Origin of the sequence: Kitasatospora sp. NPDC048365 (assembly GCF_043200835.1) — a bacterium.
Taxonomy (GTDB): domain Bacteria; phylum Actinomycetota; class Actinomycetes; order Streptomycetales; family Streptomycetaceae; genus Kitasatospora; species Kitasatospora terrestris.
In genome coordinates this window covers 213,171-237,082 of sequence record NZ_JBICYJ010000005.1, presented here as the reverse complement: position 1 = coordinate 237,082, position 23,912 = coordinate 213,171, and the positions used below count along the sequence as shown (strand labels likewise).

The 23,912-nt window shown below is 73.4% G+C and carries 19 protein-coding genes and 1 pseudogene; 9 read left to right on the top strand and 11 right to left on the bottom strand.

From position 1 onward, the window contains the following. Nucleotides 1–104: 104 nt before the first annotated feature. Nucleotides 105–695: a TetR/AcrR family transcriptional regulator gene (locus ACGFX4_RS07345; protein WP_393071002.1), complete on the top strand. Its 591-nt coding sequence runs from the start codon at nt 105–107 to the stop codon at nt 693–695. A 64-nt stretch (nt 696–759) separates the two neighbouring features. Here ACGFX4_RS07345 and ACGFX4_RS07340 read toward each other — a convergent pair whose 3' ends face one another. Both ACGFX4_RS07340 and ACGFX4_RS07335 read right to left on the bottom strand, forming a co-directional pair. Then, on the bottom strand, nt 760–3,993 hold the full coding sequence (locus tag ACGFX4_RS07340) for a discoidin domain-containing protein (RefSeq protein ID WP_393071001.1): 3,234 nt from the start codon (nt 3,991–3,993) through the stop codon (nt 760–762). Between the two features lie 97 nt (nt 3,994–4,090). Further along, complete coding sequence (locus ACGFX4_RS07335) at nt 4,091–6,157, bottom strand: discoidin domain-containing protein (protein WP_393071000.1); 2,067 nt, start codon at nt 6,155–6,157, stop codon at nt 4,091–4,093. Nucleotides 6,158–6,502: 345 nt separating this feature from the next. On the opposite strand from ACGFX4_RS07335, the gene ACGFX4_RS07330 reads away from it, so the two are divergent. The 4 genes from ACGFX4_RS07330 to ACGFX4_RS07315 all read left to right on the top strand — a co-directional run bounded on the left by ACGFX4_RS07330 (nt 6,503) and on the right by ACGFX4_RS07315 (nt 12,641). Further along, the gene (locus tag ACGFX4_RS07330) at nt 6,503–8,299 is read left to right on the top strand and encodes a discoidin domain-containing protein (protein ID WP_393070999.1); all 1,797 of its coding nucleotides are present in this window, start codon (nt 6,503–6,505) and stop codon (nt 8,297–8,299) included. A 167-nt stretch (nt 8,300–8,466) separates the two neighbouring features. Next, complete coding sequence (locus ACGFX4_RS07325; protein WP_393070998.1) at nt 8,467–9,393, top strand: Lrp/AsnC family transcriptional regulator; 927 nt, start codon at nt 8,467–8,469, stop codon at nt 9,391–9,393. A gap of 156 nt (nt 9,394–9,549) precedes the next feature. After that, nucleotides 9,550–10,998 (top strand): APC family permease, encoded by a 1,449-nt coding sequence (locus tag ACGFX4_RS07320; RefSeq protein WP_393070997.1) that lies wholly within the window; start codon nt 9,550–9,552, stop codon nt 10,996–10,998. Further along, entirely contained in the window at nt 10,995–12,641 is a 1,647-nt protein-coding gene (locus ACGFX4_RS07315; RefSeq protein ID WP_393070996.1) for an amidohydrolase, read from the top strand. Before ACGFX4_RS07320 ends, ACGFX4_RS07315 begins: the two co-directional genes overlap by 4 nt. 58 nt (nt 12,642–12,699) lie before the next feature. Here the strand turns inward: ACGFX4_RS07315 and ACGFX4_RS07310 are convergent, their stop codons facing one another. Both ACGFX4_RS07310 and ACGFX4_RS07305 read right to left on the bottom strand, forming a co-directional pair. Next, the gene (locus ACGFX4_RS07310) at nt 12,700–13,371 is read right to left on the bottom strand and encodes a response regulator (protein ID WP_393070995.1); all 672 of its coding nucleotides are present in this window, start codon (nt 13,369–13,371) and stop codon (nt 12,700–12,702) included. Then, a complete protein-coding gene (locus ACGFX4_RS07305; protein ID WP_393071075.1) occupies nt 13,368–14,492 on the bottom strand; it encodes a sensor histidine kinase in 1,125 nt (374 codons plus the stop codon). The genes ACGFX4_RS07310 and ACGFX4_RS07305 overlap by 4 nt, the downstream gene beginning before the upstream one ends. 455 nt (nt 14,493–14,947) lie before the next feature. On the opposite strand from ACGFX4_RS07305, the gene ACGFX4_RS07300 reads away from it, so the two are divergent. Continuing rightward, nucleotides 14,948–16,441: an alpha/beta hydrolase family protein gene (locus ACGFX4_RS07300; RefSeq protein ID WP_393070994.1), complete on the top strand. Its 1,494-nt coding sequence runs from the start codon at nt 14,948–14,950 to the stop codon at nt 16,439–16,441. A 21-nt stretch (nt 16,442–16,462) separates the two neighbouring features. Here the strand turns inward: ACGFX4_RS07300 and ACGFX4_RS07295 are convergent, their stop codons facing one another. Next, nucleotides 16,463–17,116, bottom strand: a complete 654-nt coding sequence (locus tag ACGFX4_RS07295) for a hypothetical protein (protein WP_393070993.1) — start codon at nt 17,114–17,116, stop codon at nt 16,463–16,465. A 76-nt stretch (nt 17,117–17,192) separates the two neighbouring features. Beyond that, entirely contained in the window at nt 17,193–17,918 is a 726-nt protein-coding gene (locus tag ACGFX4_RS07290; protein ID WP_393070992.1) for an SDR family oxidoreductase, read from the bottom strand. 132 nt (nt 17,919–18,050) lie between these two features. On the opposite strand from ACGFX4_RS07290, the gene ACGFX4_RS07285 reads away from it, so the two are divergent. After that, entirely contained in the window at nt 18,051–18,941 is an 891-nt protein-coding gene (locus ACGFX4_RS07285) for a LysR substrate-binding domain-containing protein (protein ID WP_393070991.1), read from the top strand. 13 nt (nt 18,942–18,954) lie between these two features. Here the strand turns inward: ACGFX4_RS07285 and ACGFX4_RS07280 are convergent, their stop codons facing one another. Then, nucleotides 18,955–19,533, bottom strand: coding sequence for a YrhB domain-containing protein (locus ACGFX4_RS07280; RefSeq protein WP_393070990.1), 579 nt, complete (start codon nt 19,531–19,533; stop codon nt 18,955–18,957). A gap of 178 nt (nt 19,534–19,711) precedes the next feature. Between ACGFX4_RS07280 and ACGFX4_RS07275 the strand changes: the two are divergent. Continuing rightward, nucleotides 19,712–20,026: pseudogene (locus ACGFX4_RS07275) on the top strand (transposase); the annotation flags it as partial. Between the two features lie 40 nt (nt 20,027–20,066). Here the strand turns inward: ACGFX4_RS07275 and ACGFX4_RS07270 are convergent. The 4 genes from ACGFX4_RS07270 to ACGFX4_RS07255 form a co-directional block, all read right to left on the bottom strand. Further along, nucleotides 20,067–20,636 carry a hypothetical protein gene (locus ACGFX4_RS07270; RefSeq protein WP_393070989.1) on the bottom strand — a complete coding sequence of 190 codons (570 nt, stop codon included), beginning with the start codon at nt 20,634–20,636 and terminating at the stop codon, nt 20,067–20,069. Between the two features lie 208 nt (nt 20,637–20,844). Then, nucleotides 20,845–21,225 carry a hypothetical protein gene (locus ACGFX4_RS07265; protein ID WP_393070988.1) on the bottom strand — a complete coding sequence of 127 codons (381 nt, stop codon included), beginning with the start codon at nt 21,223–21,225 and terminating at the stop codon, nt 20,845–20,847. 145 nt (nt 21,226–21,370) lie between these two features. Continuing rightward, a complete protein-coding gene (locus ACGFX4_RS07260) occupies nt 21,371–21,706 on the bottom strand; it encodes a hypothetical protein (protein ID WP_393070987.1) in 336 nt (111 codons plus the stop codon). Continuing rightward, nucleotides 21,706–22,188, bottom strand: a complete 483-nt coding sequence (locus ACGFX4_RS07255) for a hypothetical protein (RefSeq protein ID WP_393070986.1) — start codon at nt 22,186–22,188, stop codon at nt 21,706–21,708. Before ACGFX4_RS07255 ends, ACGFX4_RS07260 begins: the two co-directional genes overlap by 1 nt. 289 nt (nt 22,189–22,477) lie before the next feature. On the opposite strand from ACGFX4_RS07255, the gene ACGFX4_RS07250 reads away from it, so the two are divergent. Further along, nucleotides 22,478–23,848, top strand: a complete 1,371-nt coding sequence (locus tag ACGFX4_RS07250; RefSeq protein ID WP_393070985.1) for a HEAT repeat domain-containing protein — start codon at nt 22,478–22,480, stop codon at nt 23,846–23,848. Nucleotides 23,849–23,912: the final 64 nt, after the last annotated feature.

The window sequence follows — 23,912 nt, the reverse complement described above, 5'->3', positions numbered from 1 at the left end:
CCAACGAATACGAGTCGCGACGTCTCGTCTCGTATCGGCCATGTTTCACGGAGGGCACCGGCCATGTCAAGACGATACGTGGCGTCTCGTGAGACAATCTGGACATGCCCCCCGCACCGAACCCGGATCTGCGCAACCAGCGGTCCCACCGCGCCATCCTCGACGCAGCGCTGGAGCTGACCACCCGCGACGGCTACACCAAGGTCACCGTGGAGGCCATCGCCCAGGCCGCCGGGGTGGGCAAACAGACGATCTACCGCTGGTGGCCCAGCAAGGCCGCCGTCGTCCTCGAAGCGCTCAACGACCGGACGGGGCCGGCCGGTCGGGTACCGGACACCGGCGACGTCGCCGCCGACATCACCGTCGCGGCCCAGGCCGTCACGCGCATGCTCAGCATGGATCTCGGCACGGTGTGGCGCGGCCTGGTGGCGGACGCGCAGGGCGACCCCCGCCTCGCCGAGGACCTGCGCGAGAGCTTCTTCGAACCCCGGATCGCCCGCTGGCAGGAACGCCTCGACACGGCCGTCCAGGCCGGCCAGCTCCGCACCGACGTCCCCACCCGGACCATCGTCGAGCTGCTCTTCGGCCCCATCTACTACCGCCTGCTCCTGGGCACCGACCAACTCGACCCGGAGAACACCGCCGGCCGCGTCGACTACCTCCTCAACGGCGTCGGACCCCGCGCACCCCACTGAAGCCGGGAACCCCCTTCGCCGGCGCCGGCGAAGGGGGTTCCCGGGTGGAGAAGAGCCGCGCGGCTCAGGTGGTCGTCCAGACGAAGGTCGCCGAACCGACCGCCCCGGTGGTGCCCGTGGCCGTCACGGTCACCGTGTACGTGCCCTTCTCGGTCGCGGCGCCGGTGAAGCGGCCCCCGCCGTCGATCGAGATGCCCGGCGGCAGCCCGGTCGCCCGGTAGCTCGCGCCGGCCGCCGCGCCCGCCGCGTCGAAGGTCCACTGGACCGCGGCGTGCACCGGGCTGCTCATCCCGTGCGGGTTCGGCACGGCGAGCGGCGCAGCAGCGGCCGCGAGACCGTTCACTGCGGTCGGCACGGTGAGGTCGCCGCCGACCGGCAGGTTCCGCGAGGAGTCGCCGACCAGGATCCGGTACGTGCCGGCCGCCGTCGTCCAGGTGTTGGCCGCGGTGTTCCAGTACGCCAGGTCGTGGGTGCCGAGCGTGAAGGTGAGCGTCTTCGACCGGCCGGGGTCGAGCGTGACCCGCTGGAATCCGCGGAGCTGGTGCACCGGCTCGCCGGTGGAGGCCGGTGCCCCCACGTAGAGCTGCGCAACGTCGGTCCCGGCCCGGGTGCCGGTATTGGTCACCGTCACCTGGACCGTGGCGGTGTTCCCGGTGAGGGCCGACACCTGCAGGCCGCTGTACCCGAAGGTGGTGTACGACAGTCCGAAGCCGAACGGGAACAGCGGCTCGATGTTCTTGCTGTCGTACCAGCGGTAGCCCACGTTCAGCCCCTCGCTGTACTGCACCTGCCCGTTGGTGCCGGGCCACTGTTCGGGGGTGCGCGCGGGGACGTCGGCCAGTGACTTGGGGAAGGTCACCGGCAGCTTGCCCGAGGGGTTGACGTCGCCGAAGAGCAGCGCCGCGACCGCCGTACCGATCATCTGCCCCGGGTAGAAGGCCTCGAAGACGCCCGCCACCTGGCCGAGCCACGGCATGTTCACCGCCGAGTTGGTGTTGAGGACCACGATCGTGCGCGGGTTGGCGGCCGCCACCTGGGCGATCATGTCGTTCTGGCTCACCGTGCCGCCGCCGTTGTTGGGCAGGTCGAGCGTGGCGCTGTCGTGCTGCTCGTTGCCGTAGTTGTCGCTGGCGAACACCACCGCCACGTCGGAGCTCCGCGCCAGGGCGACCGCCGAGGCGAGGTTGGTGGCGTCGTTGTAGGTCACGGTCGTGCCGGTGCCGGCGACCCGGTTCTGGATCCCGGTGATCGGCCAGACCGTGCCGGGGCTGGTGACGGTGGCGCTGCCGCCGCCGATGGTCTGGACGCCCGCGCCGCCGTCCCACCCGATCACCGCGATCGAGTGCGTGGTGGCGGTGGAGAGCGGCAGGACGCCGTTGTTCTTCAGCAGGACGGTGCCCTCCTGGGCGCCCTGCAGGGCGATCTGGGCGTGCGCCGCCGTGGTGACGGTGGCGTCGCGCGAGCCGCTCGGCGCCTTGTCGAACAGGCCGAAGGCGAAGAACTGGGTGAGCAGCCGGCTGACCATGGTGTCCAGCGTCGCCTGGCTCACCCGGCCGTCGGCCACCGCCTGGGCGAGGAAGTCGGCGTAGAAGTAGCCGTTGGGCATCTCGACCGTCAGGCCGGCGTTGGCGGACTCCACGGTGGAGTGCGCGCCGCCCCAGTCGCTGGTGACGAAGCCGCCGAAGTTCGCCTGCTGGTAGAGCCCGACGTTCATCAGGTCCGGGTTCTGGCAGGCCGGCAGGTTGTTGACGATGCTGTACGCGCACATCGCGGCGGCCGGGGCGGCCTGCTGGACGGCGGTCTGGAAGGCCGGCAGGTAGAGCTCCTGCAGCGTCCGCTTGTCCACCGTGACCGAGCCCGCGGGGTGTTCGATGTTGTAGACGGCCACGTGCTTCATCTCGGCCATCACGCCCTGGCTCTGGATGCCGCGGATGTCGGCCGCGGCCATCTGGCCGTTGAGGTACGGGTCCTCGCCGAAGGTCTCGAAGGCCCGGCCCCAGCGCGGGTCGCGGACGATGTTCAGCGTCGGGCCGAGCGCGACCTGCACGCCCTTGCCGGCGAACTCCGCGCCGATCGCGGCGCCGTAGCTCTGCTGCAGCGCGGTGTCCCAGGTCGCCGCCGAGGTGTTGGCGGACGGCATCTGCGTCACCCCGCCGAACCCGTCGCCGACGCCGTGCGGGCCGTCGTGCAGGCCGATGTCGGGGATGCACAGCGACGGGATGCCGGTGATGTTGCCGATGTACGGGGTGGCGTTGTTGTTGCCGTGCAGGATCGACACCTTCTGCGCGGTGGTCATCTGCGCCAGCACCTGCTGCACGCGCGTGGCGACCGGCTGGGTGGACCCGACCCACGGACAGCTGCCGTCACCGCCGCCGGGCGGCGGCGAGCTGCTGCCGCTGCCGGGGGTGAGCAGGGTGAACTCCCAGAGCGAGTAGCCCCACTGGGTGGCGCGCTGGGTGCCGTACATCCGCACGTAGCGGCCGGTGGCGTCGAAGGAGAGGTTCTCCACCCCGCCGGCGCCGGCGGTGGTGGCGTACGCGGTGGTCCAGGCGGAGCCGTCTGCCGAGACCTCGATCCGGTACGCCTTGGCGTACGCGGCCTCCCAGCTGAGCTGGGCCCCGCAGAGCCGCTGCGGGGTGCCGAGGTCGACCTGCAGCCACTGCGGGTCGGCGGCCGCGCTCGACCAGCGGGTACCGGCGTTGCCGTCGACGGCGGAGGAGGCGGGGGTGCCGACGTTCTCCGTGGAGGAGGCGGTGGCCGGCCTGCCGAGCGCCGCGGTGGTGCCCGTGCAGGTGGGGGGCGGTGTGGTGGCGCCGCCGTAGACCTGGAACTCCCAGAGCGAGTAGCCCCACTGGGTGGCGCGCTGGGTGCCGTACATCCGCACGTAGCGGCCGGTGCCCGTGACGTCCACGGTCTGGGTGCCGCCGGTGCCGTTGGTGGTGGACCAGAGGGTGGTCCAGGTGGACGCGTTGTCGGAGACCTGGATCTGGAAGGCCTTGGCGTAGGCCGTCTCCCAGGTGAGCACGACCCGGGTGATCGGCTGCGAGGTGCCGAGGTCCACCTGCAGCCACTGCGGGTCGGCGGCGGCACTCGACCAGCGGGTGCCGGGGTCGCCGTCGACCGCGGCGTTCGCGGTGAAGGCGTCCTGCACCGAGGACGCCGTCGCCGTCCTGCCCTGGGAGATGAGGGTGGCGGCCGCGGCGCGCGGCGAGACGGCCACCAGGGAGAGGAAGGCCGTGGCGACCAGCGCCATGACCAGGGCGATGACCCCGCTGGGCCTTCGTGGGCTTTGCCTCATGGGTACTCCTCCGTCGTGAGGCGGTACACGGGCATGGGAGAGCCGAACCGAACGAAGAGGGCCCGGGGCCGGACGGACCGGCCCCGGGCCCCGGGGGTCACTGCGAGACGCGGACGTAGTCGACGATCATCTTCTGCGGCAGGACGGTGGTGGCGTCGGGGTTGCCGGGCCAGTCACCGCCGACCGCGTTGTTCAAGATGATGTAGAAGGGGTGGTCGTACACCCACGGGCCGCGGGTCTGCTCCAGCGTCGCGCGGTCGACGGTGAAGAAGCTGTGGCCGTCCACCGCGAACGTCATGTGGGTGGAGTCCCAGTCCACGGCGTAGGTGTGGAAGTCGTTGGCGAAGTCCGAGCCGGCCAGGGTGTACGGGGAGCCGTAGCCGCCTCCGCCGAAGTAGGCCGGGGCGTGCAGGGTGGAGTACACCGAGTCCGCGACCTTGCCGACGTGCTCCATGATGTCGATCTCACCGCAGTTCGGCCACGGGGTGCCGGACTTGAAGTTCGAGCCGAGCATCCAGAACGCGGGCCACAGGCCCTGGGTGCCGCTGACCTTGATCCGGGCCTCGGCGTGGCCGTAGGTGAAGTCCAGGTGCCCGTGGGTGTTGATCCGGCCGGAGGTGTACTGGCCGTTGGCCTCCCGGCGGGCCTCGATGACCAGGTTGCCGTTGCCGTCCAGGTTGGTGTTGTCGCCGTTGGTGTACAGCTCCAGCTCGCCGTTCTGGCCGTTGCCGGGGTCCTGGGTCCACTTGGACGCGTCCGGCTTGCCGCCCGCGGGGCCGTTGAACTCGTCGCTCCACACCAGGCGCGGGGGGTTGTTCGGGGCCGGCGGCAGGGCGGGCGGCGGGGTGGGGTTGCCGCCGGTGCCGTACACGTCGAAGGTCCACAGCGAGTAGCCGTAGCCGTTGCTGCGCGCGGTGCCGTACATCCGCACGTACCGCCCGGTGCCGTCGACGTCGAGGGTCTCCTTGAAGCCCTTGCCGGTGGTGGTGGAGTAGATGCTGGTCCAGTTGGCGCCGTCCGGGGAGACCTGGATCTGGTACGCGGTCGCGTACGCCGGGTCCCACTGCAGCACCACCTGGGTGACGTGCGCGGTCGCGCCGAGGTCCACCGCGATCCAGCCCGGGTCGACCCAGCCGTTGACGTCGCTGGTCGCCCAGCGGGTGGCCGGGTCCTCGTCGAAGGCCTTGGCGGGCGTGCAGCCCCCGCAGTTGCCGCTGTCCTGGTAGGTCGAGGCGGTGCCGGGCTTGCCGTACGACAGCAGGGTCCTGCCGCCGCCCGGGTTCCCGCCCCCGCCGCCGGTGAAGACCTGGAACTCCCAGAGCGAGTAGCCGTACTGGGTGGCGCGCTGGGTGCCGTACACCCGGATGTACCGGCCGGTGCCGGAGAGGGTGATCAGCTCGGTCGCGCCGCGGCCGTCCGCCGTCGAGTAGACGGTGTTCCAGGTCGCGCCGTCCGCCGAGACCTGGATCTGGTAGGCCTTGGCGTACGCGGTCTCCCAGGACAGCTGGACGCCGCAGATGTTCTGCGAGGAGCCGAGGTCCACCTGCAGCCACTGCGGGTCGGCGGCGACCGAGGACCAGCGGGTGCCGGCGTTGCCGTCGACGGCCGAGCCGGCCGGGGTGCCCGCGTTCTCGCTGGTCGACGCGGTGGCGGACTTGTTCAGCGCGGCGTTGCTGGTCGAGCAGGTGCCGGTGCCGGTGCCCGCCGTGCCGTACACCTGGAACTCCCAGAGGGAGACGCCCCACTGGGTGGCCCGCTGGGTGGTGTAGAGCCGGACGTAGCGGCCGGAGCCGTTGACGGCGAGCGTCTGGACGCCGCCGGTGCCGGTGGTGGTCGTGTAGGCGTCGGTCCAGCTGGTGCCGTCGCCGGAGGTCTGGATCCGGAACGCCTTGGCGTAGGCCGTCTCCCAGGTGATGACGACGGAGCTGAGGGTGGCCGTGGCACCGAGGTCGACCTGGAGCCACTGCGGGTCGGCGGCCGCGCTGGACCAGCGGGTGCCGGTGTTGCCGTCCACCGCGGCCGAGGCCGGCGTGCCGGCGTTCTCGGTGGAGGAGGCGGTGACGGACTTGCCCTGCGACAGCAGGGTGCCCTCGGCCCGGGCGGGGGCCTGGCCGACGGCGAGGGCGAACGTCGCGATCAGGACGGCGACGAACGCGAAGATCAAGGAACGGGGTGGTGCGGCGAGGGTGCTACGCGGGGGCCTGGCAGTCACAGCGTCTCCTGGGTGGGGGCCTCTGGGGGATGTGGGGGCGTGAGAGCGCTCTCTCCACGCAGCGATGATTACGACGCGGTTGCGCTCACGTCAATGAAGTGAACGAGTTCCGGAACTCCGGAACTGACGGGGCCGCGATTTATGTTCAAAACCCGAAGGCATGTCTGGCCCCAACTGCCGCATTCGAACAACCTCTTGACGCCTCGGCTCGGCCTTGCAAGCATCACGCCGGAGAGCGCTCTCTCCCGAAGCTTGCTGAGGCTCCGTCACGAGTCCCCACCCGCTTGAGGAGAACACATGCCAGGCAGCACTCCCCCACGGACGCGCCCGCGGCCCGGGCCGCACGACAGCGGCCGGCCGTACCTGATCCTCGGTCTGCTGATCGCCCTGCTCGCGGGGCTGGCGTCCGTCGTCATCGCGCAGCACCCCGCCGGCGCGGCCGGCGCCCTGCTCTCCCAGAGCCGGCCCGTCACCGCCTCGTCCACCGAGAACGCCGGCACGCCGGCCTCGGCCGCGGTGGACGGCAACACCGGCACCCGCTGGTCCAGCGCGGCCGCCGACCCGCAGTGGCTCCAGGTCGACCTGGGCTCGACCCAGACGATCTCCCAGGTGACGCTCACCTGGGAGACGGCGTACGCCAAGGCGTTCCGGATCCAGACCTCCGGCGACGGCACCACCTGGACCGACGTCTACACGACCACCACCGGCACCGGCGGCGTGCAGACGCTCGCCGTCAACGGCTCCGGCCGCTACGTGCGCATGTACGGCACCCAGCGCGCCACCCAGTGGGGTTACTCCCTCTGGGAGTTCCAGGTGTACGGCGGGCCCGTCGACCCGCCCGCCTGCGGCACGGCCGACGCCGCGCTGAACCGCCCGGCCACCGCGTCGACCAGCGAGAACGCGTCCACCTCGGCCTCCGCCGCGGTCGACGGCAACACCGGCACCCGCTGGTCCAGCGCGTTCGGCGACCCGCAGTGGCTCCAGGTCGACCTCGGTGCCCCGCTGCCGGTCTGCGGCATCGGCCTCACCTGGGAGGCGGCCTACGCCACGGCGTACCGCATCCAGGTGTCCAACGACGGCACGGCGTGGACCGACATCTACTCCACCACCACCTCCACCGGCGGCGTGCAGAACCTCGCGGTCAGCGGCTCCGGCCGCTACGTGCGGGTCTACGGCACCCAGCGCGCCACCCCGTACGGCTACTCGCTCTACGAGTTCGCCGTCCGGCTGCCCAACGGCACCACCACGCCCCCCACCACGCCGCCGCCGGACGACCCCTTCTGGGGCACCGCCGCCGACATCCCGGCCGCGAAGAACGTCATGGAACTGAAGATCCTCAACCGGACCAACGGCGCCTACCCGGACAGCCAGGTCTACTGGAGCTTCAACGGTCAGACCCACTCCATCGCCGAGCAGCCGTACTTCGACATGCCGGCGAACTCCTCGGGCCGGATGTACTTCTACGTCGGCTCGCCGACCGGCCAGTACTACGACTTCATCGAGTTCACCATCGGCGCCGCCTCCTTCGACGGCAACACCACCCGGGTGGACGCCTGGGGACTTCCGCTCGCCATCCGGGTGCACTCCCACGACGGCACCGACATCAAGCTCGGCGACAGCCAGGACCTGTTCACGATGAGCCGCGCCCAGGTGTTCCAGTCCTTCCAGGACGCGGTGCCGGCGAAGTTCAAGGTGCTGGCGCAGACCCAGGCCCCGTACCGGATCATCGCGCCCGGCAGCGACCCGAGCTTCCGCACCGGCGGCGCCAACGCCGACTACTTCACGGCGTACGCCGCCTCGGTCGGCGTCAACGAGTCCACGTCCAACATCTTCGGCTGCGCGGGCACCATGGCGGGCAACCCGACGATGTGCGCGGCGCTCAACCGCCACACCGCCGACCTGCCCACCGCCCAGCAGCAGGACCCGACCAAGTTCTACGCCGGCGGCGAGCCCGCCAACTGGTACGCCAAGTACTGGCACGACCACGGCATCGACCGCCTGGCGTACGGCTTCCCGTACGACGACGTGGCCGGCCAGGCCGCGTACACCTCGATGCGCAACCCGCAGTGGATGGAGGTCGCCGTCGGCTTCTAGCGCCTGACGCGCCGCGGGACCGGGGCGGGCCGCCGACGCGGGCCGTCCCGGTCCCGCGGCGCGGGCGGGCAGAACGCGCGGGGGACGCCCGGGTCCGGCGGCTAGGCTCGGCGGGTCAGGTGCGGGGCGGCCGCGGGTCCGGCCGGGTGGACGGTCGGAGGAAGGCTGTGGCGGCGGTGCTGGACGGGCTGGACGCGGCGCTGGTCCGCGAGTTGCAGCGGGACGGGCGGGTGAGCTACCAGCGTCTGGCCGACCTGCTCGGTGTCTCGCGCGAGGCGGCGCGGGCGCGGGTGCACCGCCTGACCGCGTCCGGTGCGGTGCGAGTCGTGGGGATCGTCCGCCCGTCGGTGGTAGGGATCACGGCGGTCGCCCATGTGTCGTTGGCGGTGGAGGGTCCGGCGCGCCCGGTCGCCGAGGCGGCGGCGGCCCGGCCGGCCACGTCCTTCGTGTCCTGCACGGCCGGCGGCGGCGCGGTGGTGGCGGAGGTCCGGGTCGCCGACGACGGCGCGCTGGAGCGTGAGTTCACCGCACTGCGCGGCCTGGCCGGTGTGCACGGCATCGAGGTGTTCCGCTGTACCGAGTTGCTGCGCGACGCCTACTCGCCGCTGCCGGGCGCACCGGCTGCGCCGCGTCCGCCGACGGGCCCGCCGGCGGTCGACGAGGTGGACCGGGTGCTGCTGGGGCTGTTGCAGGTGGACGGGCGGGCGTCGTTCGCGGCGCTGGCCGAGCACGTGGGGCTGTCGCAGCCGGCGACCCGCGCGCGGGTGCTGCGGCTGCTGGAGTCGGGGGCGGTGCACGTCACCGGGCTGGTCGCCTCGCAGGCGCTCGGGGTGCGGGAGGCGGTCGGCGTCGGGCTGGGGGTGCGCGGCGGTGCCCGGGAGGCCGCCGCGCCGGCCGTCTCGCTGCCCGGGGTGAACTACGTGGCGGCGGGCCACGGCCGCTTCGACGTGGTCTGCGGGGTGGACGCCGCCGACCGGGCGGCCCTGCTCGGCACCCTGGACGCGCTGCGCGCCCTGCCGGGCGTGGTCCGCGCGGAGTCCTGGTACCACCTCGACATCGTGAAGGAGACGTACAGCTACGATCTCCCGGCCTGACCGGCGGATCGAATGCGTATCACGCACACAAATTAAGAATCGCAGAGTAAGGCGAAAATTCCCGGCGGAAATGCACCCGAGAGCCATTGACGCGGTGTTTTCGCCTGGCCTTGAATGACCGGCGTCCCCCTCCCCCTCATCCTGCCGGGACGGCTGATGTCCAGATCCCCCCAGAGCGGCGTCGCCGCACTCCCCCGCTCGCTCGGCGTCTTCGGTGGCGTCCTGCTGACCCTCTCCTGCGTGACCCCGGCCTCCTCGCTGTTCATCGTGGTGCCGCCGTTGCTGCAGACCCAGGGCAGCGGCGCGGTCGCCACCCTCCTGATCGCCGCGCTGCTCTCGCTCGGCGTCGGGTTCTGCTACGCCGAGCTGGGCACCCTCGTCCCGAGCGCCGGCGGCGAGTACTCGATCGTCGGGCAGCTGCTCGGCCGGCTCGCCGGCTGGCTGGTCTTCGTGATCTCCGTGGTGTCGCTGCTGGTGATCCCCCCGATCATCGCGCTCGGCACGGCCGGCTACCTGTCGTCGGTGGTGTCCCTCGATCCGGCGGTGACGGGCGCCGCCGTGATGGCCCTCGCCGTCGCCGTCGGCGTCCTGGACATCAAGTCCAACGCGCTGATCACCGGCCTCTTCCTCGGCCTGGAGGTACTGGCCGCGGCCGTGGTCAGCGTGCTCGGGCTCACCCACGTCCACCAGCCGCTGGGCAGCCTCGTGCACGCGGTCGTCCCGGACGGCCGGGGCGGCACCGGCCCGTTCACCGCGGGCCTGCTGATCTCCGGCCTGGCCGTCGCGCTGTTCACGTACAACGGCTTCGGCACCGCGGTGTACCTCTCCGAGGACCTGCGCGATCCGCGCCGAACCGTCGCCCGGACGGTGCTGTGGTCGCTGCTGGCCGGCGTCGTGCTGATCACCGTGCCGGTGGCCGCGATCTGCCTGGGCGTCGACTCACCCGACCGGCTCGCCGAGGGCGACCTCGTGGCGATCGTCGACTCCTGGGCCGGCGGCACCGTCGCCACCTTCGTCAGCCTCTGCATCGCCCTCGCCATCCTCAACGCGGTGATCGTCATGGTGCTGCAGAACGGCCGGGTGCTGTACTCCTCGGCCCGTGACCGCACCTGGCCCGACCCGGTCAACCGGGTCCTCGGCTCGCTGCACCCCCGGTGGGGCTCGCCGTGGGCCGCGACCCTGGCGATCGGCCTGCCCGGCGTCGTCCTCGCGTTCGCCGTGCCGATCGACGCGCTGCTGGGGTTCACCGGAGTCGTCGTCGCGGTCATCTACCTGCTGCTGGGCTGTGCCGCGCTGACCGCCCGACGCGCCCGCCACCGCGCCGTGCCCGCCTGGCGGATGCCGCTGTGGCCGACCGTCCCGGTCGTCACCATCGCCGTCCTCGGCTACTCGCTCACCCAGCAGACCACCCGCGACCTGCTGATCACCGCCGGCGTGCTGCTCGCCGGCACCTGCTACTGGTTCGCCTACCTGCGTCCGCGCAGCGCCACCCACTGGGTGCTCAGCCTGCCCGCCGACGTGGCCGGCGCCCCCGACCCCACCGTCCCCCACGTCCCCGACGGCGCCGCGGGCGCCGCCGCCCCGACGAACGGAGCCCGGCCGTGACCCGCCCCGCCGACCTGATCCTCCACAACGCCCATGTGCACACCGTGGACGACGCCCGTCCGCGCGCCGAGGCGGTCGCCGTGCGCGACGGCCGGATCGTCTGGGTGGGCGACGGCGACGGGTGGCGCGCTCTCGCCGGCCCGGACACCGAGACGGTGGATGCCCGCGGGCGGCTGGTGCTGCCCGGTTTCGTCGACAGCCACAACCACGTCCGGCTGGGCTCCGACGCCGACTGCGTCCAGCTCGCCGGGGCCCGCACCCTCGACGAGATCGGCGGACGGATCGCCGACCGGCTGCGCAGCCACCCGGAGGCCGAGTGGATCGAGGCCGAGGCCTTCGACTACTCGGCGATCCCCGGCGGCCGGATGCCCACCGCCGCCGACCTGGACCGCTTCACCGGTGACCGGCCCGCGTTCGTGCTGAGCTACGACGTGCACACCGCCTGGCTGAACACGGCCGCGCTGCGCCGGCTGGGCATCGGCCGGGACACGGTGCAGACCGCCTACGGCACCGTGCAGAAGGACCCGGCGACCGGTGAACCGACCGGCTTCCTCACCGACTTCGCGGTGCGCGGGCTGTCCCGGGACGGCCACCGGGCGCTGCGCGCCGCCGGTGTGCCGTGGGCCGCACCGGACCGGCAGTACCGGCGGCTGGCGGGCAGCCTGGACATGGCCGCCCGGTACGGGATCACCACGGTGGTGGAACCGCAGAACTCCCTCGACGATCTGGCGCTGTTCGAACGGGCGCTCGCCGAGGGCCGGCTGCGGTCCCGGCTGGTCGCCGGGCTGTTCCACCCGCGCGGCACGACCGCGGAGGATCTCGCCGCGTTCGCCGAGGCCGCCCGGCGCCACGGCTCCGACCGGTTCCGGGTGGGGCCGCTGAAGCTGTACATCGACGACGTGGTGGAGCCGCACACCGCGGCGCTGCTGGAGCCGTACGCCGGCCACCACAGCCACAGCGGCGAGACCTTCTACCCGCCGGAGGAGTTCGCCGAGGTGCTGGCCGGGCTGGACGCGGCCGGCTTCCAGGCCTTCGTGCACGCCACCGGGGACCGCGGGATCCGCACCGTGCTGGACGCGGTGGCGCACGCCCGGGCGGTCAACGGCCCGAACGACGCCCGGCACCAGGTCGTCCACGTCGAGTGCCTGGACCCGGCGGACGTGCCGCGCTTCGCCGAACTCGGCGTCGTCGCCTGCATGCAGCCGCGGCACTGCTCGCCGGACATCGCCGGCCCCGGCCGGGACTGGGCCGAGGCGGTCGGCGAGCACCGCTGGAACAAGGCCTGGCCGATGCGGAGTCTGCACGAGTCCGGCGCGGTGCTCGCGCTCTCCAGCGACTGGAACGTCGCGGAGATGGACCCGCTGGTCGGCCTGTACACCGCGGTCACCCGCCGCGGCCTGGCGGGCGGCGACCCGTGGATGCCGGAGGAGACGCTGGATCTCGCGACCGCGCTGCGCGGCTACACCCTGGGCAGCGCGTACGCCGTCCATCTGGACCACGAGCTCGGCAGCGTCACGCCCGGCAAACTCGCCGACCTGGTCATGCTCTCGGACGACCTGTTCGAGCTGGAGCCGAAGGCCTTTCTGGACGCCCGGGTGGAGCTGGGCGTGCTCGGCGGCGAGGCCGTCCACCGGGCCGGCTGACGGACCGTCCGACGGGTCGGCCGACCGGACGGCCGACCCGATGGCCGGCCGGTCGGCATCAGGCCGGGCGGACGAGGCGGCTCTCGTAGGCGAAGACGACCGCGTGGATCCGGTCGCGAAGTTCGAGCTTGTGCAGGATCCGGCCCAGGTGAGACTTGACGGTCGCCTCGGCGAGGTGCAGGACGGCCGCGATCTCGGTGTTGGACAGGCCGCGGCCCACCTGGACGAGCACCTCGCGTTCGCGCGTGCTGAGCCGGCGCAGCCGCGCGTCGCGGGCGGCGGAGCCGGTGTCCCCGCCGTCGGGGATGTGCGGGCGGAGGCTGTCCAGCAGGAGCCGGGTGATCCGCGGGGAGACCACCGCGTCGCCCGCCGCGACGCTGCGGATCGCGCCGAGGAACTCCTCCGGCCTGGTGTTCTTCAGCAGGAAGCCGGAGGCCCCGGCGCGGAGTCCGGCGAAGGCGTACGCGTCCAGGTCGAAGGTGGTGAGGATCAGCACCCGGCTCTGCGGGGAGACCTCGATGACCTGTCGGGTCGCCTCGATCCCGTCCGTCCCGGGCATCCGGACGTCCATCAGGACGACGTCGGGGCGCAGCTCCCGGGCGAGGCGTACGGCCTGGTCGCCGTCGGCGGCCTCGCCGACGGGTGCCATGTCGGGTTGGGCCTCCAGGACGGTGCCGAAGGCCATGCGGAGGAGTGCTTCGTCGTCGGCGATCAGGATGCGGATGGTCATGCGGCGGTCGCTCCGCCGCTGCCGAGGTGGAGTCGGGTGTGGACGCCCCAGCCGCCGTCGGGGAGCGGTCCGGCCCGCAGCGTCCCGCCGTAGGCGGTGGCTCGCTCCCGCATGCCGGTGATGCCGTGCCCGGACGGCCGGCCGGCGGGGGTCCGCGGCGGGCGGGGGCCGGTGTCGGTGACGTCCACGGTGACGGTTCCGGTGGTGCACCGGATCCGGGCTGTGGCGCGGGTGCCGGCGGGTGTGTGCTTGAGGGCGTTGGTCAAGGCTTCCTGGACCAGGCGGTAGACGGTGAGTTGGGCGGTGGCGGGCAGCTGGGTGTGGTCGCCGTGGACGTCGAGGCTGGTCGGGAGCCCGGCGGCGGCCATCTGGTCGGCGAGGGCGGCGAGTTGGGCGATGCCGGGCAGCGGGTGGCGTTCGGCGTCCGGTTCGTCGCTGCGCAGGACTCCCAGGGTGCGCCGCATGTCGGTGAGGGCCTGCCGGCCGGTCTCGGCGACCTGGACCATCGCGGCGGTGGTCCGGTCGGGCGCGCGGTGCTGGGTGGCGAGGGCGGCGTCGGTGAGCGCGACCATGACGGACAGGTTGTGGGTGACGATGTCGTGCATCTCCCGGGTGATCCGGGTCCGCTCCTCGGTGACGGCCAGTCGGGCCAGGTGTTCCTGTTCCAGCTCCAGGCGTCGGGCCCGTTCCTGTTCGGCGGCGAGGTAGGCGCGGGTGGTGCGCACGTTCATGCCGAGGACGGCGGCGGCGACGACCGTGGCGGTGACCGCGACGAAGGGCGCCAGGAAGACCCCGTCCGTCGCCCAGCGCAGGCAGGCCAGCAGGACCCCTGCCTCGACGACGGCGCCGGCGGCGAGCGTGACGCGCCGGCCCGAGTGCGCGGCCACCGTGTAGAGGGCCACCAGCAGGGCGATGTCCGCGGGCAGTTGGACACCGGCAAGCCATTGGATGAGGGCCGCGGCCGCGACGGCGCCGAGCACCGCGAGCGGAGCCCGGCGCCGCCACAGCAGGGGCAGCGCCAGGGCGGCGGTGAGGGCGAGGGGCACCGGCAGTCCGTGCGGCGGGTAGGTGGCCGCGATGTGGAGGAGGAGCAGCGCCGACAGCACCGACTCCGCCACCAGGGGCGGCAGCCGCCGGGCCCGGCGCCAAGCGGCCGTGACCGCCGGCAGCGCGCGTCGCGACCGTGCCGGGTTCGCCGCTCGGGCCGTTCGGGCCGTTCGGGCCGCTGGTCCGGAGGCCGCCTCGGTCATCGCCCGCCCCCTGTCGGTTCGGTCTCCCGCCGGCCCCGGTCGGGGTCGGCGGCGCGTTGTACCCGGTGCGCGCCGGGCGCGGCGCGTGGACGCCTCGCGAGGCCCGGCGCGCACCGCCGCCCTGCCACGGTAGGCGGCGGGCCGCGCGGCGCGCATGAGTCCACCGGGTGATCACACCGCGCCGGGGTACGACCGCAGGAGGAGTCCCACCACCTCCCGCAGTCGCAACGCTGCGGCCTGCGCGGTGCCCCCGGCTGCGGCTCCGGTGGCACGGGAGCCGTCCGCGGGTTGCGACCCCGGGTGCGCACGAGGGCGACCCGGGAGCGATGTGGCGGCGCGTCCCCGGCGCCGACGATGGCCGAGTGACCGAAATACACCTGGGACTGCCGATGTCCCCCTTGGAAATCCTCGCCCTGGTGGCCGCCGTCTCCCTGGTGGTGGCGCGCTGGCTTCCCCCCGCCGCCCGCCCGCGCACCGTGCTCGCGGCGGGGGCGGTCCTCCTGCTGTCCTCGCTCGTCCTGGGCCTGACGGCCGGGATCCGCTGGCAGCTGCTGCCCGTCCTGGCGGGTGCCGCCCTCGCGTTGCCGTTCGCGTTCGCCCCGCTGCTGCGGCGGCGTACCGGCCGGGCCCCGTGGCGGGCCCGCTGGTGGCTGGCGCTGCCCGGATCGCTGGCCTGCGTCGGCCTGATCGCCGCCGGCCCGGTGGCGGCCTGGTCGTTCCCGGTGCCGGTGTTCCCCGAGCCGTCGGGGGAGTTCGCGGTCGGTACCCGGGTGGTGCAGTGGACCGACCCCGGCCGCCCCGAGACCTTCACCGCCGATCCGGACGACCGGCGCACCGTCGTGGTCCAGCTCTGGTACCCCGCGCAGCCGAGCTCCGCGGGCGTCGAGCGGGCGCAGTACCTCGGGCGCACCGAGCAGGAGGCGCGCACCGTCTCCGCCGCGCTCGCCCGCGGGGTCGGCCTGCCGGGCTTCCTGGTCGACGGTGTGCCGCGGGCCCGCTCTCGCGCGGTGTTCGACGCCCCGGTGGTGGGCGGGGGTGGACGGTTCCCCGTCGTCCTGTTCTCCCCGGGGTCGGGCGGCGTGCGCACCCAGAACACCGCCTGGGCCGAGGAACTGGCCAGCCACGGCTACCTGGTGGCCGCCCTCGACCACCCGTACGACTCCGCCGCCGTCGTCCTCGCCGACGGCCGGACGGTCACCACCGCGACCGCCTCCAGCGGCGACCGGGCCGAGGACGAGAAGCTCGCGGCCGGCTGGACGGCGATCCGGGCCGCCGACCTCTCCTTCGTCCTCACCCGGCTCGACGGCCTGGACCGGGGCGGGAGCGCCGACCCGCTGACCGGGCGTCTGGACACCGGCCGGGCGGCGGTGACCGGCCACTCCCTGGGCGGTGCCGCCGCCCTGCAGGCGGCCCGGCAGGACCACCGCTTCCGCGCCGTCGTGGACCTGGACGGCTACCCCCACGGCCCCGCCTCGCCCGCCCTCGACCGACCGGCCCTCGCCCTCACCCAGGCCGTCACGTCCGCGACCGACTCGCGCTACCTGCCCCGCCTCACCGAGGCGCTCGGCTCCACCACCGCGACGAGCTACCGCCTCACCGTCCCCGGCGCCGCGCACCTCACGTTCATGGACGGCCCGCTGTACCTGCCGCCCGTGCCACCGATCGTCGGCACCCTGGGCCGCACCGGGAGCCCGCGTGTGGTCGCCGGCGCGACCCTCGCCTTCCTGGACGCCGTCCTGCGCGACGCCCCCGGCGACCCGGCCGGCGCACTGTCGACCTACGGCGAGCTCACCGTCCACCGCCCGACCGGCAGCCCCTGAGGCACCCTCGGACGGCCCTGGTCACCGGGTCCAGACCGCCACGAAGCAGCTGGTCCCGTCCACGGCCGCGGTGTGGAGCAGCCGGTGGGTCGTCAGGTCCTCGTCGGCGCCGTCCAGCAGCTGCCAGGGCGAGCGGCCCGACACCCCGAGCTCGCGGGCCAGGTCGGCGTCCAGGTCGGGGAACCAGCCGTCCACGTCGCCGCAGGCCAGCGCGGCGGCGATGCCGGCGTCGAGCCCGGCGATCCTCGGGTCGGGGCCGGTCGTCCGGCCGGCGTCGGGCCGGGTCGGGCCGTTCCCCAGGGCCAGGAGCGCGACCCGGTCCGCCCATCCGGCCAGGTGGACCCCGTCCTCGCCGTTGGCGGGCCAGGACCGGTCGTCGTCCACCTCGTAGGCGCGGACCGGACCGGTCCAGCCCGCCCGGCGCAGCAGCGCCGCGCCGACGCCGACACCGCTGCCCGGCGACGCCGGCAGGTCGCCGTCCGCCCGGCCGGTCGGGTGCAGCAGGGTCCGCGGCCCCGGTGCCACGACGGCCACCAGGTCGGGTGCCGCGGCGAGGACGGCGGCCACCGCCTCCGCGCAGGCCGCGCGCAGCCGCTCCGGCGCCGCCGGCGCGTCCCCGTCCGATGCACCGGCGAGTGACGGCAGGTCGGGACAGACGGCGGCGGCAACGAGCATGCCGCCCAGCGTAGTCGGCGCGGCCGGACCTCGGCGGCCGGCGCCCTGCTGCGCGGCGGCTGCGTGACGGCCGCGGTCAGGCGAGGCGGCCGCCGCCGTCGACGTGCAGGACGGTGCCGGTGACGTACGGGTTGTCGATCGCGTACAGCACGGCCTTCACCAGGTCCTCGGTGGCTCCGACGCGCCGGGCCGGGTTGCGTTCGGCGACGCCGCGCAGGAACGCCGCCTTGTCGGCGCCGAGACCGTCCCAGGAGCCGGTGTCGACGATGCCCGGGGAGACGGCGTTCACCCGGATCGGGGCGAGCTCCACGGCGAGCGCCCGGACGAGGAACGCCAGCGCCCCGTTGGTGGTGGCCATCACGGTACGGGCGGGCGCCGGTCGCCAGGCCGCCACGCCGGAGAAGAAGGTGAACGTGCCGGCGCCGTCGACCCGGCCCGCCAGGTGCTTGGCGAGCAGCAGCGGGCCGATCACCTTCGCGTCGAAGGCACGGCGCACCGCGTCCGCGTCGAGCTCCGCCACCGGCCCGTTCGCGGGCATCGCGGCGGTCGACACCAGATGGTCGAAGCCGCCGACCTTGGCGGCGAGTTCGGCGATCGACCGCTCGTCCGTCAGGTCGAGCGGCAGGACCTCGGCCTCGCCGGCGAGTTCGCCCGCCGTCCACTCCAGCTTCCGAGGGTCCGGTCCGGCGAGGACGAGCCGGGCTCCGGCGGCGGACGCGGCGAGCGCGACGGCCCGGCCCGTGCGCGAGCCCGCGCCGACGACGATCAGACGGCTGCCGGCCAGCGGGGAGGATGCAGACATGGGTGACTCCTGTCCGTGGGAAGGGGGTTCCGGTCGGCGGATCCTGCTCCGCGTCGACCGCTCCTCCACCCTCGCCCGCCACCCGGCCATGAGTCCAAGGCATGGTTTCTATCAGGCCGATAAACTCTGCTCATGACGACCCTGCGGCAGTTCGAGTACCTGGTCACCGTCGTCGACACCGGGTCCTTCACCCGCGCCGCCGAGCAGCTGTACGTCACCCAGCCCGCGCTCTCCCACCAGATCCGGGCGCTGGAGACCGCGCTCGGCGGCCCCCTGCTGGAGCGGCTGCCGCGCACCGTCCGCCCCACCCCGCTCGGACGGGCCGTCCTCCCCCACGCCCGCGCCGCCCTCGCCGAGACCGAACGCCTGCACGCCGCGGCCCGCCGGGCGAGCGGCCTGGAGGACGGCGAACTCGAGATCGGCACCGTGTACTCGATCAGCCTCGGCATCCTGCCGCCCGTCCTGCGCGCGTGGCGCCGCGAGCACCCCGGGGTCCGGATCCGGCTGCGCGAGTACCCGCACGGCGAGCGGCTGCGCGAGGCCATGGCGGCCGGCGCCGCCGACCTCGCCGTCGGACCGGCACCGGACGGCTGGGACGGGCCGATCCGCGAGCTCGGCGTCGAGGAGTTCACGCTCGTCCTGCCCGCCGACGACCCGCTGGCGGCCACCCCCGGCGGGGCCGTCCCCCTCACCGCGCTCGCCGACCGCGCCTGGGTCCACTACGCGCCGGGCAACGGCCTCGCCGACGTCCTCGACCGGGCCTGCGCCGCCGCCGGCTTCCATCCCGTCGCCGCGATCCGCGCCGAACAGACCTCCGCCGCGCCCCTGTTGGCCGCCGCCGGGCTCGGTCCCGCGCTCGTCCCCGCCACCATCGTCCCGCCCCACACCGACGGCGTCCTGCTCCGCCCCGACCCCCCGGTCCGCCGCACCCTCACCGCCTACACCCGCACCCGCCCCGACCGCCTCACCACCGCCTTCACCGACCTCCTCGCCACCCACGCACGCACCGATCGGCGCGCCTGACCCGCCGCCAACGTCACATGAGGACCCGGCCCGACTGCTCACAGACGCCGGGAACCGGTCCCGGGCGGATCGTCCTCACGGCCATGAACGGATCGGGAGGCGGCAGAACGACCCCGGCGACCACGGGGAGGAGACGCTCGGGCGCGGCGCCGCCCTGCAAGGCGGTCACGTACGCGACGGCATCCGCGGGCGACAGCACGGGAACGCGTTCGCGCAGCATCCGCAGGGCAGTCATCCGGCCCTGCTCCACCACCGCCCGCCGGAGCTCGTCGTGCAGATCGTCCACCGCGGTGCGGACCCGCATCTTCCTGACGCGGACCCGGTAGTCGGCCTCCCACTCGCCGCTCGTGTAGGCGAACGAGTGGACATCGTGGAGGCTGCCGTCGACGCGGTCGACCAGGTACGGATGGTTCCCGGCGAGGAGATGCCACGAGTTGCGGGTACGGACGTACTCCTCGTGTTGGTAGTGGACGACCCAGACGAGCTGGTTCGCCTCCGCCTCGACCACCACCAGACGTCCGGAATACTTGCGGTCCAGGTCCTCCTGGACGATGCGAACGGCGTACGCACGATCGAACATGCCCGGTAGCATCCCGTGCCGCTCCCGCCCCGGCCACCGGTTTTCGCCGGTCCCCGCCGCGAGGCACCGTGCCCTGCCAAGACATCGTTTCTTTTGGTGCTTCGGAGTCGTTCGGCTGGTCGTGGAGAGTCTTGTTGAGCGCCTGTCCCGGACGAGCTGTGGGAGTTGTTTCGGCGGGTGGTGCGCCGCCGACCGTATCCCGCCCATCCGTTCTCGGCGCGGACCGCGCCGACGCAGGCCCGCCAAGCTCCATGGCGACAAGGGCTACGACTACGACCACCTGCGGCGATGGCTGCGCGGACGTGGCATCGTCCCTCGCATCGCCCGCCGAGGCATCGAGTCCTCCCAACGCCTGGGCCGCCACCGCCGGGTTGTCGAGCGCACGATGTCCTGGCTCGCCGGCTGCCGCAGGCTGCACCGCCGCTACGAGCGGAAGGCCGAGCACTTCCTCGTCTTCGCCGGCATCGCAGCGGTGTTCATCTGTTTCCGCCGGCTGGCCACATGAACCGGATCCTGCCGCAGGCGACAGTAGTTCCCCGGGCCGGTCAGAGACCGCCCGGGTGGCTGGAAAGCCAGCCGGCATGCCGGTGGCGCATCCGGTCCCGCTCCTCGGGAGTGTTGAGGAAAACGTCGGCGCCACCGTCGTAGGGAAGGTGGATGCGCTGCAACTGGATGTCGGTGATCAGGACATCCGTCACCTCGTCGTCGGCGATGCTCCGCAGCAGGTCATCGATGCAGCCGCGCTGCCAGGGACGCCTGGTCACGAAGAGGTGGTAATAGGTGCGGAAATCCGACTCGGGGTCGTCCTCCACCAGCAGACTCTTCCAGTAGCCGGCGTTCGGCCGGTGCGGCGGGACATCGGGTTCCCTGGTCCACACCGGAGTGATCACGTAAACGTCCGTACCGGCGAAGAGCTCGTCGAGAACGGTGTTGTAGCGGTCCAGGACGACGGCGTACTCGCTCTCGTCCTGCGCGTACCGCTTCGACTCCGGAAGACTGTGAAAGCGTACCCAGACATCCCGGTACGGACCGCGGAGTCGGTGCCCCACCGGAGGACAACCGGGCCATCGCTGCTGCCACAGCTCCGTCAACGCTGCCTGCTCGATCCCAGACACCTGCAGCGCACGTCCTCTCACCTTGCCGGCGAATGGCGACCATGATGCCCGATGCATCGCCGACCAAAAGAAACGACGCCCGAGCAGCCCTCCCGGTACACGTCGGCCCGCCTCACAGGCTGCTTTTTCGCCGCTGCGAACGCCGGTCTCCGTGCCCGTCGGCCGGGGTGGCGTCAGCCGATCGTCCGTTCCCGCCGCTTCGCGGGCGTCACGCCTGCAGCGGGACGAGGATGTCCTGGTGTGCGCCGTCGAGGACGAAGCCGTTGTCCCACCGGACCCGGACGGTGACCCGCTTGCCGCGCTCCTGGTGGGCGGCCCAGTCGGGTTCCAGCGTGGCGATCTCCGCCTCCAGGCGTTCCCGGCTCGCCACCGGCATGGTGTGGCCGTAGTCCTCCAGCAGCGCGCTGAGCCGCTGGTACTCGCGGACCTCCTCGCTCTCCGGGAGCTCGCCGTCGACCTGCTGCACGGTGCCTTCGATCCCGGCGCCCAGCGACAGGAACCCCACCGATTCGCCGAACTCCCCGACCACCGCGGCCCCGATCCCCAGGTCCAGCGCCAGCCTGACGCGTCGTCCCGCTTCCAGGGTCATCCGTCCTCCACCTCTCCGCCGGTCCCTGCCCACACGCCGCCCACCTGCGGCACCGCCCATTATCCGCCGCCCCGCCACCACCCCGGGCCTCCCGCCCCGGGGAGTCGAACCGAGTCACTCCGGAGCACGACCACACGGGGCGGCCCTACCGCTCCTCCGCGGTCAACCACGCGCCCAGGGTCTCGTGGAGGTCCTCCACCTGCGCCCGGTCGAGGATCACCGTCGCCTGCCCGGGCAGGCCGCTCGAGGAGGGCTCCGCAGCCTGACCGACCGACAGGCGCAGGTACTCGACCGGCAGGCCGTCCGACGGTGCGACCTGCCATCGCACCGCCGGATGGCAGTGGTTGGGTATGGCCGCGACCTCGACCCAGCCGCCACGGGGGTCACCGTCCTCCGGATCCGCGTGCGAGCCCTTGTAGACCCGCGGGGCAGCCGCGTCCCCGTCCTCGGCGAGCAGCAGCCAGGTGGCGAAGATCGACATCAGCGCTCCCCCGGCAGGTCGACCGCGTGCACGGGCCCCGGCCGCCACCGGAACCAGCAGTCCGTCCCGTCCGGCCGGTACCACGCGCCGTCGTCGAACCGCAGCTCCCCCAGCAAACACCGCGCATCGGACGCCATCTGACGGTACGGCGCGAGGATGCGCCCCAGATCGTCGTACCGCCCGTCGACCCCGCCGCTCCCGGGGTGGCTGTCCCGGTCAGCCGCGCCCGCCTCGTACCGGGCGTTCCACCCGACGAAAATCGCCCACTGCTCGCGTTCCAGCGCCACGGCGGCCCCGCTCGCCGGCCAGACCCAGTACGCATCGACCTCGTCGCCCTCGTCGAAGTCGTCGCCCCGGAAGTAGTGCGGCTCACCGTCGACACCGGCGACCCCCGCCCGCGGCCCGCTGTACCACTCGTGCTCGACGTACACCCGCTCGAACCCGTCGGCGATCAGCCGGGCCTCGTCCCAGGTTCGTGCCATCCAGTCTCCTCCTACCGGTCCGGCGACAGCCCACTGTTCGGCGGTCACGTCCCTCATCCTCCGGCCCGGTGCAACCGGGTTTCGGTCCCGCGGGCGGGCGCCGTTGTCAGCGGCTGGGTCTACGGTGCGGGACATGCACGCCGGACGGAGGTCGTGAGGGACTCGCGGCGATGGGGGGTGGGCCGGCCAGGCCCCGGCGAGTGGTTCGGGCCCTGGCGGTTCCATGTCGTGACCCACCCCCCACTTCCACCGCCCGGACTGTCAGTGCGAATCGCTACGGTCCCGGGCCATGGACACCTCGCTGCTGACCGAACGACTCACCGGCTCCTGGGACGGGACCCGGCCGGCGCGTGATGCGCTCGTGGCGCAGGGGGGAGCGGCGGTCGCCGCGGTGCTCGACGTGCTGTGCGACGAGCGGTCGCCGGTGGAGTGGACCGTCTCGGCGGACGTGCTGTCGAGGATCGGGGAGCCCGCTCTGCTCCCGCTGGCGGAGGCGCTCGCGGCGGCGGGCTCGCCGGAGGTGTCGCGGCGTGCGGGGTGGGCGCTGGGGCGCCTCGCTGTTGACGACGTCTCGGTCTACGGGCCGCTGCTGCGCCATGCTCATCCCCGGGTGCGCGAGGGTGCGCTGTTCGCGTTCCAGAGCCGGGGCGAGGGCGCTCTCGCGTCCGTCGCCCTGCTGGTGCCGCTGCTGGGTGACGTGGAGTCCGAGGTCCGGCAGCGGGCGGTGTGGGCGTTCAGGGCGATCGGCGCCGGGGCCGTCCCGGAGTTGCGGCGGCTGCGCCGTCGGCCCGCGTCGGGGCGCCGGGTCCGGGCGGGGGCGTTGGAGGCGCTCGCGGCGATCGGCGGGCCGGCCGCGCTCGACGAGCGGGACCGGCAGGCGTGGCTGCGTCTGACGCGGATCGCGCAGTTGTCGGAGGTGCCGGAGGGCTTACATCTGTGCGGTTCCTGGTACGCGGTGCCGACGGGTGACCAGGCCGCGGTGTTGGCGGCGTTCGATCTGGGCCGGCCGGAGCCGGTGACGATGCGGACGGGCGCGGCGGCGTGGAACCACGATCACCACGCCTGGGACCGGGTCCGCCCGCACAGCGACTGTGCGCGCGTGTTCGTCAGCCCGGTGCTCAACGGCTGGACGCTGGTCTTCGGCCACCCTTCGGAGGACACCCACCGTCTGGAGGACGCGGACGACCACGACGAGGCGTTGACGGAGGTGGTGCGGCGGCGCTGCGCCGACCTGGGCCGCCGTTTCGGGGCCGCGCACTGGTACGGCATGAGTTGTGGCGACGGTTGGACGGCCTGGTGCATCGCCGAGGGCGGTGAGGTGGTGCGGTTCTACGACGTGTTCGACGCGGAGGAGGACGGCGACGAGGGGCCGTCGCACCCGGCCGAGTCGGGTTTTCTCCTGCCGCATCAGGACGGTTTCCCCGACGGGGCCTTCGACGGTGTGCCGCTCGCGGACTCCGAGGCGTTCTCGGACCGCTACCTGCGGGTCAAGGCGGAGCTCGGGATCCCGGACACCTGCTATGCCACCGACATCGCGGCGCGCCTGTCCGTCGACCCCGGCGCGTTGTCGCCCGGCACGGTCGTCGAGGGGCAGGGGGTGCTCGCCCTGACGGCCTGCGGCCGGGTGCACGGCCATCCGGCGGGCGCGTTGCCGGTCTGACCGCGACCGGCAGCGCGGTGGACGGAAATTGGCTGGAGGAGGTCGGGCCCGCCTCCTAGAGTGT

Excerpts from the sequence above, each read along its gene's own strand:
- ACGFX4_RS07345 (WP_393071002.1), top strand. The coding sequence starts at position 105 with ATGCCCCCCGCACCGAACCCGGATCTGCGCAACCAGCGGTCCCACCGC.
- ACGFX4_RS07340 (WP_393071001.1), bottom strand. The coding sequence starts at position 3,993 with ATGAGGCAAAGCCCACGAAGGCCCAGCGGGGTCATCGCCCTGGTCATG.
- ACGFX4_RS07330 (WP_393070999.1), top strand. The coding sequence starts at position 6,503 with ATGCCAGGCAGCACTCCCCCACGGACGCGCCCGCGGCCCGGGCCGCAC.
- ACGFX4_RS07320 (WP_393070997.1), top strand. The coding sequence starts at position 9,550 with ATGTCCAGATCCCCCCAGAGCGGCGTCGCCGCACTCCCCCGCTCGCTC.
- ACGFX4_RS07310 (WP_393070995.1), bottom strand. The coding sequence starts at position 13,371 with ATGACCATCCGCATCCTGATCGCCGACGACGAAGCACTCCTCCGCATG.
- ACGFX4_RS07300 (WP_393070994.1), top strand. The coding sequence starts at position 14,948 with ATGTGGCGGCGCGTCCCCGGCGCCGACGATGGCCGAGTGACCGAAATA.
- ACGFX4_RS07295 (WP_393070993.1), bottom strand. The coding sequence starts at position 17,116 with ATGCTCGTTGCCGCCGCCGTCTGTCCCGACCTGCCGTCACTCGCCGGT.
- ACGFX4_RS07290 (WP_393070992.1), bottom strand. The coding sequence starts at position 17,918 with ATGTCTGCATCCTCCCCGCTGGCCGGCAGCCGTCTGATCGTCGTCGGC.
- ACGFX4_RS07285 (WP_393070991.1), top strand. The coding sequence starts at position 18,051 with ATGACGACCCTGCGGCAGTTCGAGTACCTGGTCACCGTCGTCGACACC.
- ACGFX4_RS07280 (WP_393070990.1), bottom strand. The coding sequence starts at position 19,533 with ATGCTACCGGGCATGTTCGATCGTGCGTACGCCGTTCGCATCGTCCAG.
- ACGFX4_RS07265 (WP_393070988.1), bottom strand. The coding sequence starts at position 21,225 with ATGACCCTGGAAGCGGGACGACGCGTCAGGCTGGCGCTGGACCTGGGG.
- ACGFX4_RS07260 (WP_393070987.1), bottom strand. The coding sequence starts at position 21,706 with ATGTCGATCTTCGCCACCTGGCTGCTGCTCGCCGAGGACGGGGACGCG.
- ACGFX4_RS07255 (WP_393070986.1), bottom strand. The coding sequence starts at position 22,188 with ATGGCACGAACCTGGGACGAGGCCCGGCTGATCGCCGACGGGTTCGAG.
- ACGFX4_RS07250 (WP_393070985.1), top strand. The coding sequence starts at position 22,478 with ATGGACACCTCGCTGCTGACCGAACGACTCACCGGCTCCTGGGACGGG.